Source organism: Pantoea agglomerans NBRC 102470 (assembly GCF_001598475.1).
GTDB lineage: Bacteria > Pseudomonadota > Gammaproteobacteria > Enterobacterales > Enterobacteriaceae > Pantoea > Pantoea agglomerans.
Genome location: NZ_BCZA01000007.1, coordinates 186,460 through 201,228 on the forward strand (window position 1 = coordinate 186,460; position 14,769 = coordinate 201,228).

General features: G+C 60.1%; 10 protein-coding genes. 5 read left to right on the forward strand and 5 right to left on the reverse strand.

The features are described from left to right. The first annotated feature begins 24 nt into the window (after window positions 1-24). Window positions 25-993 carry a Fe2+-enterobactin ABC transporter substrate-binding protein gene (fepB, locus tag PAG01S_RS15810; protein ID WP_062759363.1) on the forward strand — a complete coding sequence of 323 codons (969 nt, stop codon included), beginning with the start codon at window positions 25-27 and terminating at the stop codon, window positions 991-993. On the opposite strand, the gene entS is transcribed toward fepB, so the two are convergent. After that, window positions 988-2,232, reverse strand: a complete 1,245-nt coding sequence (entS, locus tag PAG01S_RS15815) for an enterobactin transporter EntS (RefSeq protein ID WP_022625272.1) — start codon at window positions 2,230-2,232, stop codon at window positions 988-990. The genes fepB and entS overlap by 6 nt on opposite strands. 145 nt (window positions 2,233-2,377) lie before the next feature. Here entS and fepD point away from each other — a divergent pair, with 145 nt between their 5' ends. Genes fepD through PAG01S_RS15830 form a run of 3 tightly spaced genes read left to right on the forward strand, consistent with a single transcriptional unit; the run spans window position 2,378 to window position 5,132 of the window. After that, entirely contained in the window at window positions 2,378-3,367 is a 990-nt protein-coding gene (fepD, locus tag PAG01S_RS15820) for a Fe(3+)-siderophore ABC transporter permease (protein WP_073832255.1), read from the forward strand. After that, window positions 3,364-4,344 carry an iron-enterobactin ABC transporter permease gene (gene fepG, locus PAG01S_RS15825; protein ID WP_062759364.1) on the forward strand — a complete coding sequence of 327 codons (981 nt, stop codon included), beginning with the start codon at window positions 3,364-3,366 and terminating at the stop codon, window positions 4,342-4,344. Before fepD ends, fepG begins: the two co-directional genes overlap by 4 nt. Then, on the forward strand, window positions 4,341-5,132 hold the full coding sequence (locus tag PAG01S_RS15830) for an ATP-binding cassette domain-containing protein (protein ID WP_022625275.1): 792 nt from the start codon (window positions 4,341-4,343) through the stop codon (window positions 5,130-5,132). Before fepG ends, PAG01S_RS15830 begins: the two co-directional genes overlap by 4 nt. A 43-nt stretch (window positions 5,133-5,175) precedes the next feature. Here PAG01S_RS15830 and PAG01S_RS15835 read toward each other — a convergent pair whose 3' ends face one another. The 3 genes from PAG01S_RS15835 to fes form a co-directional block, all read right to left on the reverse strand. Further along, the gene (locus PAG01S_RS15835; RefSeq protein ID WP_062759365.1) at window positions 5,176-9,105 is read right to left on the reverse strand and encodes an enterobactin synthase subunit F; all 3,930 of its coding nucleotides are present in this window, start codon (window positions 9,103-9,105) and stop codon (window positions 5,176-5,178) included. Continuing rightward, on the reverse strand, window positions 9,098-9,316 hold the full coding sequence (locus tag PAG01S_RS15840; protein WP_029519500.1) for an MbtH family protein: 219 nt from the start codon (window positions 9,314-9,316) through the stop codon (window positions 9,098-9,100). The genes PAG01S_RS15835 and PAG01S_RS15840 overlap by 8 nt, the downstream gene beginning before the upstream one ends. Before the next feature lie 102 nt (window positions 9,317-9,418). Continuing rightward, window positions 9,419-10,624 carry an enterochelin esterase gene (fes, locus tag PAG01S_RS15845; RefSeq protein ID WP_073970686.1) on the reverse strand — a complete coding sequence of 402 codons (1,206 nt, stop codon included), beginning with the start codon at window positions 10,622-10,624 and terminating at the stop codon, window positions 9,419-9,421. A 250-nt stretch (window positions 10,625-10,874) separates the two neighbouring features. Here fes and PAG01S_RS15850 point away from each other — a divergent pair, with 250 nt between their 5' ends. After that, window positions 10,875-13,142 (forward strand): TonB-dependent siderophore receptor, encoded by a 2,268-nt coding sequence (locus PAG01S_RS15850; RefSeq protein WP_062759366.1) that lies wholly within the window; start codon window positions 10,875-10,877, stop codon window positions 13,140-13,142. 63 nt (window positions 13,143-13,205) lie between these two features. Here the strand turns inward: PAG01S_RS15850 and dacB are convergent, their stop codons facing one another. Next, the gene (gene dacB / locus PAG01S_RS15855; protein ID WP_010251813.1) at window positions 13,206-14,639 is read right to left on the reverse strand and encodes a serine-type D-Ala-D-Ala carboxypeptidase; all 1,434 of its coding nucleotides are present in this window, start codon (window positions 14,637-14,639) and stop codon (window positions 13,206-13,208) included. Between the last annotated feature and the right edge of the window lie 130 nt (window positions 14,640-14,769).

The window sequence follows — 14,769 nt, forward strand, 5'->3', positions numbered from 1 at the left end:
CCGGGTAAAAGTGGACGAAAATCTATGAGTAAACATGGTGTCACATTGGCGATAGCGCTGTTTTTCCTGAGCATCAGCCTGTTCAGTGTTACCGCTGCTGCCCAGACCGGCTGGCCGCGAACTGTCGCCGGGGCAACAGGCAATATCACGCTGACCCAGGCACCGATGCGCATTGTTTCGACCAGCGTTACCCTGACCGGCTCGCTGCTGGCCATTGATGCGCCGGTCGTCGCTAGTGGCGCAACCGCACCCGGCAGTCGGCTGGCTGATAAGCAGGGATTCTTCCGTCAGTGGGGCGAAGTGGCCAAACAGCGCGGCGTAAAACGTCTCTACATTGGTGAGCCCAGTGCAGAAGCGATTGCTGCTGAAGCGCCAGACCTGATTGTGGTCAGCGCCACCGGGAATGATTCGGCGATCAAACTGGTCGATCAGCTCGCGGCGATTGCGCCGGTGCTGGTGGTGAATTACGACGATAAAAGCTGGCAGCAACTGGTGACGTTGCTGGGTGAGGCGACCGGGCATGAAGCGGAAGCTGCCGCCCGGAAAGCTGAGTTTGATGCGCGAGAAAAGGCTCTGAAAGCGAAGCTGACCCTGCCGCCGCAGCCGGTTTCAGCGATGGTGTGGAACGGGGATGGCCGGGCAGTCAATCTATGGACGGATGCGTCGGCGCAGGGGAAATTACTGCAGCAACTGGGCTTCACTCTGGCGACGCCGCCGGCCACTCTTCAGTCTGGTCACAGCATGGGACAGCGTAAAGATATCCTGCAACTATCAGGAGAAAATCTGGCGGCAGGCCTTAATGGTCAATCATATCTGCTGTTTGCCGCTGAAGAGCCCACCGCCGCACAGGTGATGAGCAACCCTTTCCTGGCGCAGACCCCAGCTGTGCGCGCAAAAGCGGTCTATGCGCTGGGGCTGGATAGCTTCCGGCTCGACTACTACAGCGCCAGCAATTTGCTGACGCGGCTGGAGACGTTATTCGTTAAATCATGATCCCGTTTCCGCCGGTGCAGGCGGTTGATAGCGACGCAGACGCGCCATCAGCAGCCACATGACGATGCCCAGCACGGTGGCTGCCAGACCAGACAGGCTGGCCGCCTGCTGCGGCAACAGCAGTGAACCCATCGCGCCAATCATCGCTGCACCTATCGCATCGCCGGTGACATTCTGCGCTGTCCAGAGGCTGTTGATCCTGCCGAGCAGCGCATCAGGCGTCAGCGTCTGGATCAGCGCGTACTGCACCAGGCTGTTGATGGCACTGAAATAGCCAAAGGCCGCGAGGCAGACCAGACTCGCGCTGAACCACGGCATCAGGCTGAACAGAGCCAGCGCGACGAAAGCAGCAATAGCACTCGCCAGAATCAGGCGGCCCGGCTGCGGTGACTGTGCCAGCCGTCCGCTGGTGAGGGCACCTGTGGCAGCACCCAGCGGAACGGCGGCATACATCAGCCCTAACTCCGTCACACCGACCTGCCAGTGTGGCGCCAGCGCCGGATAGAGCACGCGCACCGCGCTGGCTAACGTCACCAGCGCGCCGACCAGCGCCGCCATGCCAACGATCGGGCTGGCAAACAGGAATTGCACGCCGCTGACCAGTGCTTTTAGCGGATGCTCACGCGGCTGCGGCGGTGGCGCCAGCCGCGGCAACCGCAGCAGGGTTAGCACCGTCAGCAACGTGCCGAACGCCGCCAGTCCGTAGTTCCACGCCACACCGCCCTGCGCGATGACCAGTCCGGCAATGGCGGGGGAGAGAATCGCGCCAAAGCGCACCGTCAGCATGGTAATCGCACCTGCTTTCATCAGGTTTTCACGCCCGACCAGCGCCGGCGTCGCCGCCAGCAGCGCGGTGACGCCTATCGCGCCAAAAAAACCATCCCACAGTCCCAGCACAAAGACGGCGATCACCGACGGCGAAGGGAGCAGGGCATTGATGCATAAGGCGACAAAGCCCAGGCCACAGGTGGATCGGGCAAACAGGATCAGACGTCGGCGCTCATAGCGATCCGCCAGCACGCCGCCGGTCAGCAGGCCGATAAACATGCCGGCACCGGCCAGCGTCACCGCCAGACCCACCAGCAGCGGCGACTGCGTTAGCTGCTGAATCTGAACCGGTACCGCCACCGCCAGCATGCCGAGGGCGACGATGGAGATAAAGCGGGCGATAAAAATGGCGCGAAAGGCGGGGTGGGTTCTCAGCAGGCTGAGATCGATAAAGTGGGAGGGTTTGTTCATAGCGTCGCTTTTTTGCACCCATTTTCCTCATCATTGAGTCCGGGAGTCATGGTAACATACAAAAAATCACTAATAACGATAACAAGTATCATTATCATAATGACTCGTGCTGCGATCTCAATGAATCGGTGAAGGTTTAAACGTTATGCGTCAACTTCGTGCAATAGCAGGTTCAGGGATGCTGCTGTTGTTGCTTCTCGCGCTCAGCCTGATGCTGGGTGCCAAATCTATCCCCTTTCATGATGTCACGCAGGCCTTATTCAGCGACTGTAACCGCGTCGATTGTGTCATCGTGCGCGATGCCCGACTGCCGCGCACCCTGGCGGGTCTGCTGGCCGGGATCAGTTTAGGTCTGGCGGGCGCGCTGATGCAGAGCCTGACGCGCAATCCGCTGGCCGATCCCGGCATTCTCGGTATCAACGCCGGTGCAGGCTTTGCGGTGGTGCTGGGCATCGCCCTGTCTGGCGCTGACTCCCCCGCGGACTGGCTTGGCTTTGCCTTTACGGGCGCACTGCTGGCCTCCCTGCTGGTGGCGCTGACCGGTGCGCTGGGCGGTGGCCGCGTTAATCCGGTGCGTCTGACGCTGGCAGGCGTGGCGCTGGGCGCGGTGCTGGAGGGGTTAACCTCTGGTTTATCGCTGCTCAATCCTGACATCTACGATCATCTGCGTTTCTGGCACAGTGGCTCGCTGGATATCCGCAATTTTGCCATTCTGCGCACCACCTTTCCGGCGGTAGTCGCCGGTAGCCTGCTGGCGCTGCTGCTGGCGCGTTCGCTCAACAGCCTGAGTATGGGCGGTGATATGGCGACCGCGCTGGGTACCCGGGTGATGCGTACCCAGCTGGTGGGATTACTGGCTATTGCGCTGCTGAGTGGGGCGGCGACAGCCGCTGTCGGCCCCATCGCGTTTGTCGGCTTAATGACGCCACATCTGGCCCGCTGGCTGCTGGGTAACGATCATCGCTGGATGCTGCCCGGAACCCTTCTTATCACCCCCTGTTTGCTGCTGGCCGCCGATATTCTGGGACGGCTGCTGGTACCGGGCGAACTGCGCGTGTCGATTGTCACGGCCATACTGGGCGCGCCGATGCTGATTGTGCTGGTGCGCCGCAAGTCGGGAAGAGGACAGATATGAAACGGGTGATGGTTAATGCGCTGATGCTGCTGGTGGCCTGCGGGGTGCTGGCCTTTCTGAGCATTACGCGCGGCACCTTACCGATCTCCGCCAGCCAGTTGTGGGCCCTTATCAACGGCGAGGCGGCGCGTAACATACAGTTGATTGTACTGGAGTGGCGACTGCCGCGTGTCATGATGGCGCTGCTGATTGGTGCGGCACTGGGCGTCAGCGGGGCAATTTTTCAGTCGCTGCTGCGCAACCCGCTGGGCAGCCCCGATATTCTGGGTTTCAATACCGGCGCTTACAGCGGCGTGCTGGTGGCACTGGTGCTGTTCCAGCAAAACATGGAGGGCATGACGCTGGCGGCACTGCTTGGCGGACTGCTCACGGCGGGCGTGGTCTGGCTGTTCAGCTGGCGCAACGGCGTGGAGACCTTTCGTCTGATCATTGTGGGCATCAGCGTGCGGGCGCTGCTGATGGCGCTGAACAGCTGGCTGATTATCAGCGCCTCACTGGAGGCGGCACTGAGCGCCGGGCTCTGGAGCGCCGGTTCACTCAACGGCATTACCTGGGCGAAAACGACGCCGGTGATTACCGTGCTTCTGCTGGCGCTGCTGGCGACAAGCATGCTGGCCCGGCGCATGCGTCTGCTGGAGATGGGTGACGACACCGCCTGCGCGCTGGGCGTACCGGTTGAACGCAGCCGCGTTTTGCTGATGCTGACGGGCGTGATCCTCACCGCCGCCTCTACCGCGCTGGTCGGTCCTGTCTCCTTTATTGCGCTGCTGGCACCGCAGATTGCTCGTCGGCTATGTGGCGGTATCAAAGGCGCGCTGCCGCTGGCTGCCTTGTGCGGCGCGCTGCTGTTAACCGCCGCGGATTACGCCGCGCAGCACTTTTTCCTGCCTTATCAGCTGCCGGTTGGCGTCATCACGGTTAGCCTGGGCGGACTCTATCTGATTGCTTTACTGGTAAGGGAGGCGCGACGCCAATGACAGTGAAAACACGTTTGCAGGGCGACGCGCTGACGCTGGGGTATGACAAAAAAATCGTGGCGGAGAATCTCACCGTCGCGATCCCCGACGGTGAACTGACCGTTATTATTGGCCCCAACGCCTGTGGAAAGTCGACGCTGCTGCGTACCTTAAGCCGCCTGGTCTCGCCCCTGAAAGGCCAGGTGCTGCTGGATGGCAATGCGATTGCGCACTACGCTACCAAAGAGGTGGCGCGTCGGCTGGGTCTGCTACCGCAAAGCTCGAATGCACCAGCGGGCATCAGCGTCAGCGAACTGGTCGCGCGCGGGCGTTATCCGCACCAGTCGCTGTTTGGTCGCTGGCGACAGGAAGATGAGACGGCTGTTCAGCAGGCAATGCAGGCTACCGGCGTGGCAGATTTGGCGCAGCAGCAGGTTGATACGCTCTCTGGCGGCCAGCGGCAGCGGGTGTGGATTGCGATGGTGCTGGCTCAGCAGACGCCACTGTTGCTGCTGGATGAACCGACCACCTGGCTCGACATCGCCCATCAGATTGAGTTGCTGGAATTAATGCAGGATCTCAATCAGCAGCATGGCCGTACGCTGGTGGTGGTGCTGCACGATCTCAATCAGGCGTGCCGCTATGCCAGCCACCTGATTGCGATGCGAGACGGGAAAATTATTGCCGAAGGGAAACCGGCGGAGATCGTTACGCCGGAACTGATAGAAGCGATCTACGGCCTGCGCTGCATCATCATTAACGATCCGGTGGCCGGTACGCCGATGATTGTGCCGCTGGGAAGAGGCTGACCTGCGCTTTCTCCACCCGAAGAAAGCGCAAAGTCAGAACGGTTCAGGGATCCAGCGACGCCAGGCACTGCTGCAGTCGTGGCCCAATCTGTTCGAACATGCGCGGTGAGATGATCTCGACGTGCGCACAGTCCAGCGGCCAGATAGTCAGCTCGCCCACATAGGGCGCCCAGGCGCGGCGCGCATCCTGACCGGGCTGCTGCGTCTGTTCCGCCAGGAACAGGGTTGCGTGTCCGGTGAAGCGGGCACTGCGCGCTGTTGCCAGCAGGCGCACTGAACTGGCGTAGTTGGCTTCAATGGTGGTAAACAGTGCCTCCATTCCTTCACCGGCCTGCTGCCGTTGCGCAGCGATAAACTGCTCGCGCTCACGATTAACCTCTTCCAGCACCGCCGGATCCAGCACGTTTTCACCGCGCCGTTCATCCCAGTTCTGCGTCTCCGGCGGCCAGGTATCCAGCAGTCCAAGGAAGGCAACGGTTTCACCTTCGGCCTCCAGCCGCGCGGCGATACCCTGCGCCAGCGTGCCGCCCAGCGAGTAGCCCAGGAAATAGTAAGGCCCCTGTGGCTGCTGCTGACGCACCGTCGCCAGATGCGCCTCACACACCGCGTCAAGGTGCTGCGCCTGGTTCAGCGGGCTGGCGGTGTCGGGTGACTGAATGCCGAGTAGCGACCAGCGTGCATCCAGATAGCGCTGCAACACGCTGAACTGCCAGGCAAAACCGGAGGCGGGATGGAAGCAGAACAGCGTCGGGCCAGTGCTGCGTCGCAAGGGTAATACCGCTTCAAATCCGGCGCGAGCCACATCCGCGGGCTCGCTGCTGAGCAGTGCCGCCAGCTTTTCTACCGTGGATGCCACCATAATCTGGCCCACTGACACAGGCTGATTCAGCGTCCGGCGCAGCTGTGCTGCCAGCCGCATCGCCAGCAGCGAGTGGCCGCCCAGCGAGAAGAAATCATCCTGGGCGCTCACCGGTTCGCACTCCAGCAGTCTGGCAAACGCCTGCGCCAGTGTCGTTTCGAGTCCGGGATGCGGCGCGCGACCAGCCAGCGCTGCCTGCGTTTGCGGCAGCGGCAGCGCTTTGCGATCCAGTTTACCGTTGCTGCTGAGCGGTAACGCCGCCAGCTGAACAATCGCCACCGGCACCATATGCGCTGGTAACTGTGTGGCCAGAGTCTGACGCATTGCGTCGGTATCAATCGGGCCATCAGCCACCACATAGCCGACCAGCTGGCGGGCATCGCCCTGCTGATCGCTGCTGCTCCCCAGCACCACCGCATGTGTGACGGCCTGCTCAATGCCAGGTAGCGCAGCCATGGCGTGGTCGATCTCGTTCAGCTCGATACGCTGTCCGCGAATTTTAAGCTGATCGTCGCTGCGGCCCAGATACTTCACCGCACCATCCGGCAGCCAGCGCGCCACATCACCGGTGCGGTACATCCGGGAGCCGTGTCCCCACGGATCGGCGACAAACCGGCTGGCAGTGAGGTCGGGACGATCAAGATAGCCATGCGCCAGCTGCACGCCGGTCAGATAGAGATCGCCAGCCACGCCCGGTGGCACCGGCTGCAGACGTGCATCCAGAATCCGTAAGCCGGTGTTCCAGACCGGGAAGCCAATCGGCACGCTGGCCCCTTCGACGGCCGCCAGTTCCGGGCCAAAGGCCGGATAGTAGCTGACATCAACCGCCGCTTCGGTCGGGCCATAAAGATTATGCAAGGGCACACGGGTCAGCGCCTGCCACTGGCGCGATAACTCTGCGGGCAGCGCTTCGCCGCTACAGAAAACCCGGCGCAGGGTGGCGCAGCGCGCTATCGCGTCACCTTCCTGCAACGAAGCGACAAAAGCAGCCAGCATCGACGGAACAAAATGGGTGGTGGTCACGCGGTAGCGGGCAAACAGCTGCTGCAGCGCGTCCGGGTCGCGATGAGCATCGGGCGGAGCCATCACCAGCCGTGCGCCGACGATGAGCGGCCAGAAGAACTCCCATACCGAAACATCAAAGCTGCTCGGGGTTTTCTGCAACACCACATCATCGCTGCCGAGCGGATAGCGATCCTGCATCCATAACAGACGGTTGACGATCGCCTCATGACTGACCAGCACCCCTTTTGGCCGACCGGTCGAGCCGGAGGTATAGATGATGTATGCGCCATCCTGTGGACGCGGGGCCTGCATCAGCACGCTATCAACGGGTGTTAACAGCGCGTCGTAAAACAGCGGCGCGACGGGTGAGAGTGCCGCCAGCCGCTCGGCCAGTTCACGAAAGGTGATCAGCGTTTTCGGCGCGGCATCTTCCAGCATCATCTGTAACCGATCGTCCGGGTAGCCGGTATCAAGCGGCAGCCAGGTTGCCCCCACGCTGACGATCGCCTGCAGCGCCAGCGATAAAAAGACCGAACGCGGCAGCGCTACGGCGACGATATCACCCGGCGTCACTCCCTGCGCAATCAACTGTTGCCCCAGCGCGGCGACCTGCTGCTGCATCTGTTGATAGTCAAGCTGATGCCCCTCATCTGCCAGTGCCGGAGCGCGCGGCGAACGCTGTGCCTGACGGAGCAGCAGGCTGCTCAGGGTTTCTGCGGGCAGCATTACGGCAGTCTGGTTGATTGCCGCGAGCTGCTGATGCTCTTCCGGCATCAGCATGTCCAGCTCGCCACAGGCACTGGCTGGCCGGACGGCAAGCTGCTGAAGCAGCAGGCCAAAGCGGCTGGCGTGTTGCTTTAGCGTTGTGTCGCTGTAGCGCTGTGCATTAGCGAGTAACTCCAGCGTCAGGTCGCCCTGTTCGCTGAGGTAGATAGCAATCTCCAGATCGCGTACCGGTCCTGACGCCAGCTGATGGGTTATGCCTTTGATGCCAGCGAAATCGAGCTGGTAATCAAACATCTTCAGGTTGATTACCGGCCCATAGAGCGGATCGCTGTCGCCGGAGCGACCCAGATCGCGCTGCACCTGTTCAGCGTCGTAGCGCTGATGGCGACGCATTTTTTTGACTTCGCCCGCCAGACGCCCGGCCAGTGCCGTCAGCGGCTGTGCCGGATCGTAATGCACCGCCATTGGCAGCACGTTAATCACCGGACCGGTGGCGCAGAGCGCGGCCGAGCCGATGCGGCGCATAAAGATGAAACCGGCGGCGAACGCATGCTGACCGGTGAGGCGCGCCAGCCATAACGCCACCAGCGCAAAGGCGGTATCCGCAGCACTGAGGTTGTGCTGCCCGGTGTGCGTCAGCAAAGCCTGAAAAGTGTCGCGATCCACGGCAAACGTGTGGCGCAGCAGGTCGGTACTGGCGCTCTGACCGGCCAGCGGCAGAGCGGACAACGAGGCGGGCGCAGGTAGCTGCGCGCCTTTCTCCAGCCAGAACTGGCGATCGCGCTGCCAGCCCGAAGATTGCTGATAGCGCTGATATTCATCAACGACGTCGCTGAACGGCACGAACGGGCTTGGCTCCGGCGTGTCGCCGCGCTGCCAGGCGCTGTAGAGATTGGCGATACGGCGGGTCAGGGCGGTGAAACTAAAACCATCGACCACCAGATGATGATATCGCTGATACCAGTACCAGTGATCCTCATCCAGCCGAAACAGGCTGTGATGGTAGAGCGGCGCGCCGCTCAGCACCCGCAGATCGCCGGCCATATCCTGCTGCATCAGCGCACGTGCTGCGGCCTCAGGATCGGCGGCGTCGCGCAGATCGATCACCTCAGGCTCGCGGAAAGCCTGGGGTTCAGGCCACTGTAGCGGTTCACCCTCCTGCTCGCCAAAGGCCATATTCAGTGTGTCTGCTTCCTGCATGCCAGCAATTATGGCCCGTGACAGCAACGCGCTGTTCAGCGCACCGCGCAGTTCGACAAAATGCGCCACGGCGTAAGCATTGGAATAGGGCGATAGCTGGTCAGCGATCCAGATTCCGGGCTGAGCGGCCACCAGCGGCAGCGTTTTTTGTTCTGTCTGCGGGTTGAGGGTGATCTCAGACATTTTCGCCTCTGTCCTGCGTCATAACCGGACGGATATCGTGCCAGTTTTCATTCAGCCAGCTCAGACAGTCAGCCTGTGGTCCGGGACCAAACACCGGCTGCCATCCTGCCGGAACCGCACAAAAGGCGGGCCATAAGCTGTACTGCTGCTGATCGTTCTTCAGCACCTGACAATCCTGTTGCGGATCGTCGAAAGGGTTAAGTTGTTGCATGTCGGTCTCCTGTCCGCAGTCACCGGGCGCGCTAACGCCGCTGTCCTGCATATCCGATATCTTTCAGTGGCGCGCAGAAGGCGGAATATAAGCGGGTTAGGGCTATTGCCACATGGCTTTAAGGCCTGCCAGCAGTCCGCCGCGCCAGCACAGCGCATCGTGACCGCCTTCGACCGGGTGATAGCTGACCTGATGTCCGGCGGCAGCCAGATCGCGCTCAAGCTGCTGGTTTGCTGCCAGAATCAACCGCTCGCGTCGTCCCGCTTCCAGGTAGAAGCGGCGAGGGGGTGCCTGCAGCAAACCCTGTTGTAACTGCTGTGGCAGCCAGCCATTGGGATCGCCGCGCGCGGGCCACCAGAACGAACCGGAGAGGCTGATCGCTCCAGCAAAGGTTTCCGGCCAGGTCAGGGTGGCGTAAGCGGCAGAAAGGCCGCCAAAACTCTGTCCCGCTACCAGCGTGCTGTCGGCACGAAACGGCGCCCAGCGCTGAACCTGCGGCAACAGCTCGTGCTGAATCGCCAGCCAGAAGTCAGGGTTACAGGTCAGCTCACGCGTGCGGTGTTCGCGGTCGATGATGTCGATCATGACATAGACCGCAGGGGGCAGTTCGCCCGCCTCTGTCAGTTGCTGAAGCGGGCCGGCAACCGGCATGTTCTGTGCCCAGAACTGACCATCCAGCAGCAGTACCAGCGGACGATCGCCTGCACTGGCGTCTCCGGTGACAGAGATCCAGATCTGACGCTGGTTCCCCAGCCGTTCGCTGCGCCACAAATAGTGTTGCAGCGGAATATCGGCGGCACGGCCTTCATCAACCGCACGCCACACCTGCTGATCCGGCGCGTGTGGCAGGTGCAGTGGCGAGACCCTCATTCCGCGTCCACCCGCCCAGCTTCGCAAAGGATTCAGCGGGTCGCTTTGCGCCTGCGGGAATTTCTGACTCCACCACTGGCGCACTGCCTGCATATCGGCCTGCCCGGTAAAAGTCTCTTCCTGACTATCAGGAATCAGGCAGTAGCTGCCGCGCCAGTCAGCGGGCAGGGCGGTTTGCCACCACCAGACATCGGTATCGGGAACAGGCGTTAATGAGGAGGGGACCGCTGAATGATGATGATCGGTTACGCCGGTAATATTGATCCAGACGCGCCGGGTATCGGAGTGCTGCGTGTCACCCTGGGGATCGCGCCAGAAAAAGGTGACCTGACAGGTTCCCTTTTCGCCAGCTTCAACCAGAGGAATGCCCCGTTGCTGCTGCTGTTGCCACCAGCGTTCACTGCCGGTTTCTTCATTTAACCACGTCATACGCGCCATCTTTCGATCACCCTTGATTAGGGTCATGCATGTTATGAATAATAGTATTGATAATTATTTGCATTTGCAATAGGGTGTTTCCGCCCGACAGGGAGCGCGCGCATCCTCTCTGCCGCACCGGCTTTCAGACTGATGCAAAGCGGTTCTGACGCTGGCCCGGCGACAAGGGGAAAACGTTGCAGGCAAGGTTATTACTTTTTTACCGGCACGCCGGCAGTGGCATCCTCGCCGGCACTCCAGGAACAGAAAAATGAAAAAGTTATCCCGGCTTTCGTTAGCCATTATGATTGAACTGGGTTTCACCGCCTCTCTCATTTCTGCCGGTGCCATGGCTGCCGAAGCCACCCGCCAACCGGCTATCGACAGCAGCCCCTCCGATACCCTCCACGACGACACCATGATGGTGACCGCCGCCGAGCAGACGTTGCAGGCACCTGGCGTGTCGACCATCACCGCCGACGAAATAAAAAAACATCCACCCGCACGCGATGTCGCCGAAATTATTCGCACCATGCCTGGCGTCAATCTGACCGGTAACTCCACCAGCGGCCAGCGCGGAAACAATCGCCAGATCGATATCCGCGGCATGGGGCCGGAAAATACCCTGATTCTGATCGATGGATTGCCGGTGACCAGCCGCAACGCGGTTCGGCTTGGCTGGCGTGGCGAGCGTGATACGCGCGGCGACACTAACTGGGTGCCGCCAGAGATCATTGAGCGCATTGAGGTAATCCGCGGTCCGGCAGCGGCTCGTTACGGTAACGGTGCAGCGGGCGGCGTAGTGAACATCATCACCAAAAAAGAGATGGATAACCAGTGGCACGGCTCATGGAGCGCCTATTACAACGTGCCGGAACACAAGGAGGAGGGCGCGACCCGTCGCACCAACTTCAGCCTTGAAGGGCCGCTAGGCGAGGATGTCAGTTTCCGGCTCTATGGCGGTCTGGCAAAAACGCAGGCTGATGCTTACGACATTAATGAAGGGCACGCCGCAGACCGCACCGGCAGTTACGCCGGATCGTACCCGGCGGGCCGGGAAGGCTCGATCAACAAAGATATTCATGGCCTGCTGCGCTGGGCATTTGCGCCGATGCAGACGCTGGAAGTGGGGGCCGGTTACAGTCGTCAGGGCAACCTCTACGCCGGGGACACGCAGAACACCAATACCAACGCCCTGGTGAAAAGCAAATATGGTGACGAGACCAACCGGTTCTATCGGCAGAACTTTTCTGTTAAGTGGACCGGTGCCTGGGATAATGGCATCAGCACCAATACCTACGCGCAATATGAGAACACCCGCAACGCGCGTCTGAATGAGGGGCTGGCAGGCGGCACCGAAGGCATCTTCGCCAACAGCAACTTCAATACCATCCAGCTGGATGATGTGTTGTTGCACAGTGAGATCAGTGTGCCGTTTGAATGGCTGGTGAACCAGACCGCGACTTTCGGGACGGAATGGAATCAGCAGCGGATGAAGGATCCTTCATCGACGACTCAGGCCGCCAGCTACGGGTCGATTCCCGGTATCGCTACGACCGGCCGCACACCCTATTCGCAGGCGGAGATCTTCTCGCTGTTTGCCGAAGACAATATTGAGCTGACCGACAGCACCATGCTGACGCCGGGCCTGCGCTTCGATCACCATTCGATTGTCGGCGATAACTGGAGCCCGTCGCTCAACCTGTCACAGGGATTAGGCGATGAGTTCACACTGAAAATGGGTATTGCGCGCGCCTATAAAGCCCCGAGCCTCTATCAGACCAACCCGAACTATCTGCTCTACAGCAATGGTCAGGGCTGCGCCGCCAGTGCCGGTGCCTGTTATCTGATGGGTAATGACGATCTGAAAGCGGAAAACAGCATCAATAAAGAGATTGGGGTCGAATGGAAGCGCGACGGCTACCAGGCGGGCCTGACCTGGTTCCGCAACGACTACCGTAACAAGATCGAGGCTGGCACGGCGCCAACCGGCACCGCATCTAACGGCAAAACCGACATCTACAAATGGGAAAATGTGCCGAAAGCGGTCGTCGAGGGGCTGGAAGGCACGGTTAATGTCCCGTTCTCCGAAAGCGTAACGTGGAACAATAACTTCACTTACATGCTGCAGAGTAAGAATAAAGAGACCGGCGATCGTCTGTCGATTATTCCGGAATATACGCTCAATTCGACGCTGAGCTGGCAGGCGATGCAGGACCTCTCCCTGCAAACGACCCTGACCTGGTACGGTAAACAGGTACCGAAGAAATATGACTATAAAGGTAACGCCGTTACCGGTAGCGCCACCGATCAGGTGAGCCCCTATTCGGTTGTGGGCATGAGCGGCACCTATGACGTTAATAAATATGCCAGCGTCACCGTGGGTATCGACAACCTGTTCGACAAGCGCCATTTCCGTCAGGGCAACGCGCAGACCACCGGCAATGCCACCACCGGAGCGTGGCTCTATGGCGCAGGGGCCAATACCTTTAACGAGTCGGGCCGCACCTGGTATATGAGCGTGAATACCCGCTTCTGATGGACGGGCAATAAAAAGCGCAGCGGTTGATCTGACCGCTGCGCTTTTTTTATGACTGAATAATCAGTTGTTCTGATTGATATCGCGGTAGAGACGGCTCTCAAATCGCACCAGCGGAATACGGCGGGTACGCTGATCTTCCGGCGGGACCGCATAACCGGAAAGGAACTGAACGAATGCCACCCGCGCACCACTGGAGGTGGTGATAAAGCCCGCCAGGTTATAGACGCCCTGCAGTGAGCCGGTTTTCGCCGAGACTTTGCCATCCAGCCCCGCCTCATGCAGCCCGCCGCGATACTGCAGCGTGCCGTCGTAACCTGCCAGCGGCAGCATCGAAATATAATCCAGCGTGTTGTCATTCTTCGCAATGAACTGCAATACCTGCATCATGGTTTGCGGCGAAATCAGGTCATGGCGGGAGAGACCTGAACCATCCACCTGAATGCTATTACCCATGTCGACATTAGCTTTGGCTTTCAGGATGCGGCGAACGGCATCCTGTCCGGCGCGGAACGTGCCGGGCACATTGAAGTAGTGATGACCAATGGTGCGAAACACCGTGTCGGCAATCATGTTGTCTGACTTCTTCAGCATGGTGTGCAGCAGCGTATGCAGCGGCGCGGACTGGGTCGATGCCAGCACGGTACCCGGTTCGGTGACCTGCGTCTGTCGCACCAGATGCCCGCTATAGTCAATCTCAGACGACCGCAGTTCCGCCTTGAGGATTTCGCCAGCCCAGGCCGCGCCATCCTGCACCGCAAATGCCAGCGGCAGCGGTTCCGCGCGCTGGCGCATACAGCCCGTGAGGGTGTAGCGGTTCAGCTCGCCCGGCACCACATCCAGTTCGCAATATTGCCCTTCGCCGCTGTTGCGGCCAATGGTGCGCACCTGGCTGTACATATGCGCCGGATAATAGGAGGCGATACGTACAAAGGCATTCTCACCCGGCGTATTAGCACTGTAGAGCGACACCGAGAAGCAGTTTTTATCAACGATTGCCGCACCCGGCGGAGCGCTAAAGCACTGAGTCATATCGTTCCACGGCCAGCCCGGCGCCATATCGTGACTGGCAAAAACGGAGGTGTCGATAACCAGATTGCCTTTGATATGGTTAATGCCCTGCTTCTTTATCGCCGCCACCATGTTGCGCAGATCCTGACGGCTTAAGGTGGGATCACCGCCGAAACGTGCAACTAAATCGCCGTTCAGGGTGCCATCGATAATGGCGCCGCGAGTCTCAAAAGTGGTCTGAAAACGGAAGTCGCCACCCAGTTCCAGCAATGCAGCCAGCGCCGTCACCACTTTCATGGTACTGGCGGGCAGGGCCATCTGTTTTCCGTGATAATCAATAATCGGTGTTGATGCGCCTACTTTCTGTACCATCAGTGCCAGATTGGCACCGTCTGGCAGGTACTGCATATATTCATCAACTGGCGCTGCGTGTGCCTGCAGCATAAATGCGCAGCTTAATCCGGTAACAAGTCGTGAAAATCGCATAATCTCGCGGTAACTGGCAGGTGAGGGCGTCAATACTACGTCGCTGGACGGTGCAAAGTAAACGATGACCCGCAGGGAACTCTGGGGTAAAATACGTATCAAATTGCAAAACTCTTTTCTGGCCTGGAAG

Coding starts and splice junctions, on each gene's coding strand:
- fepB (WP_062759363.1), top strand. CDS start 25: ATGAGTAAACATGGTGTCACATTGGCGATAGCGCTGTTTTTCCTGAGC.
- fepG (WP_062759364.1), top strand. CDS start 3,364: ATGAAACGGGTGATGGTTAATGCGCTGATGCTGCTGGTGGCCTGCGGG.
- fes (WP_073970686.1), bottom strand. CDS start 10,624: ATGGCGCGTATGACGTGGTTAAATGAAGAAACCGGCAGTGAACGCTGG.
- entS (WP_022625272.1), bottom strand. CDS start 2,232: ATGAACAAACCCTCCCACTTTATCGATCTCAGCCTGCTGAGAACCCAC.
- fepD (WP_073832255.1), top strand. CDS start 2,378: ATGCGTCAACTTCGTGCAATAGCAGGTTCAGGGATGCTGCTGTTGTTG.
- PAG01S_RS15840 (WP_029519500.1), bottom strand. CDS start 9,316: ATGCAACAACTTAACCCTTTCGACGATCCGCAACAGGATTGTCAGGTG.
- PAG01S_RS15850 (WP_062759366.1), top strand. CDS start 10,875: ATGAAAAAGTTATCCCGGCTTTCGTTAGCCATTATGATTGAACTGGGT.
- PAG01S_RS15830 (WP_022625275.1), top strand. CDS start 4,341: ATGACAGTGAAAACACGTTTGCAGGGCGACGCGCTGACGCTGGGGTAT.
- PAG01S_RS15835 (WP_062759365.1), bottom strand. CDS start 9,105: ATGTCTGAGATCACCCTCAACCCGCAGACAGAACAAAAAACGCTGCCG.
- dacB (WP_010251813.1), bottom strand. CDS start 14,639: ATGCGATTTTCACGACTTGTTACCGGATTAAGCTGCGCATTTATGCTG.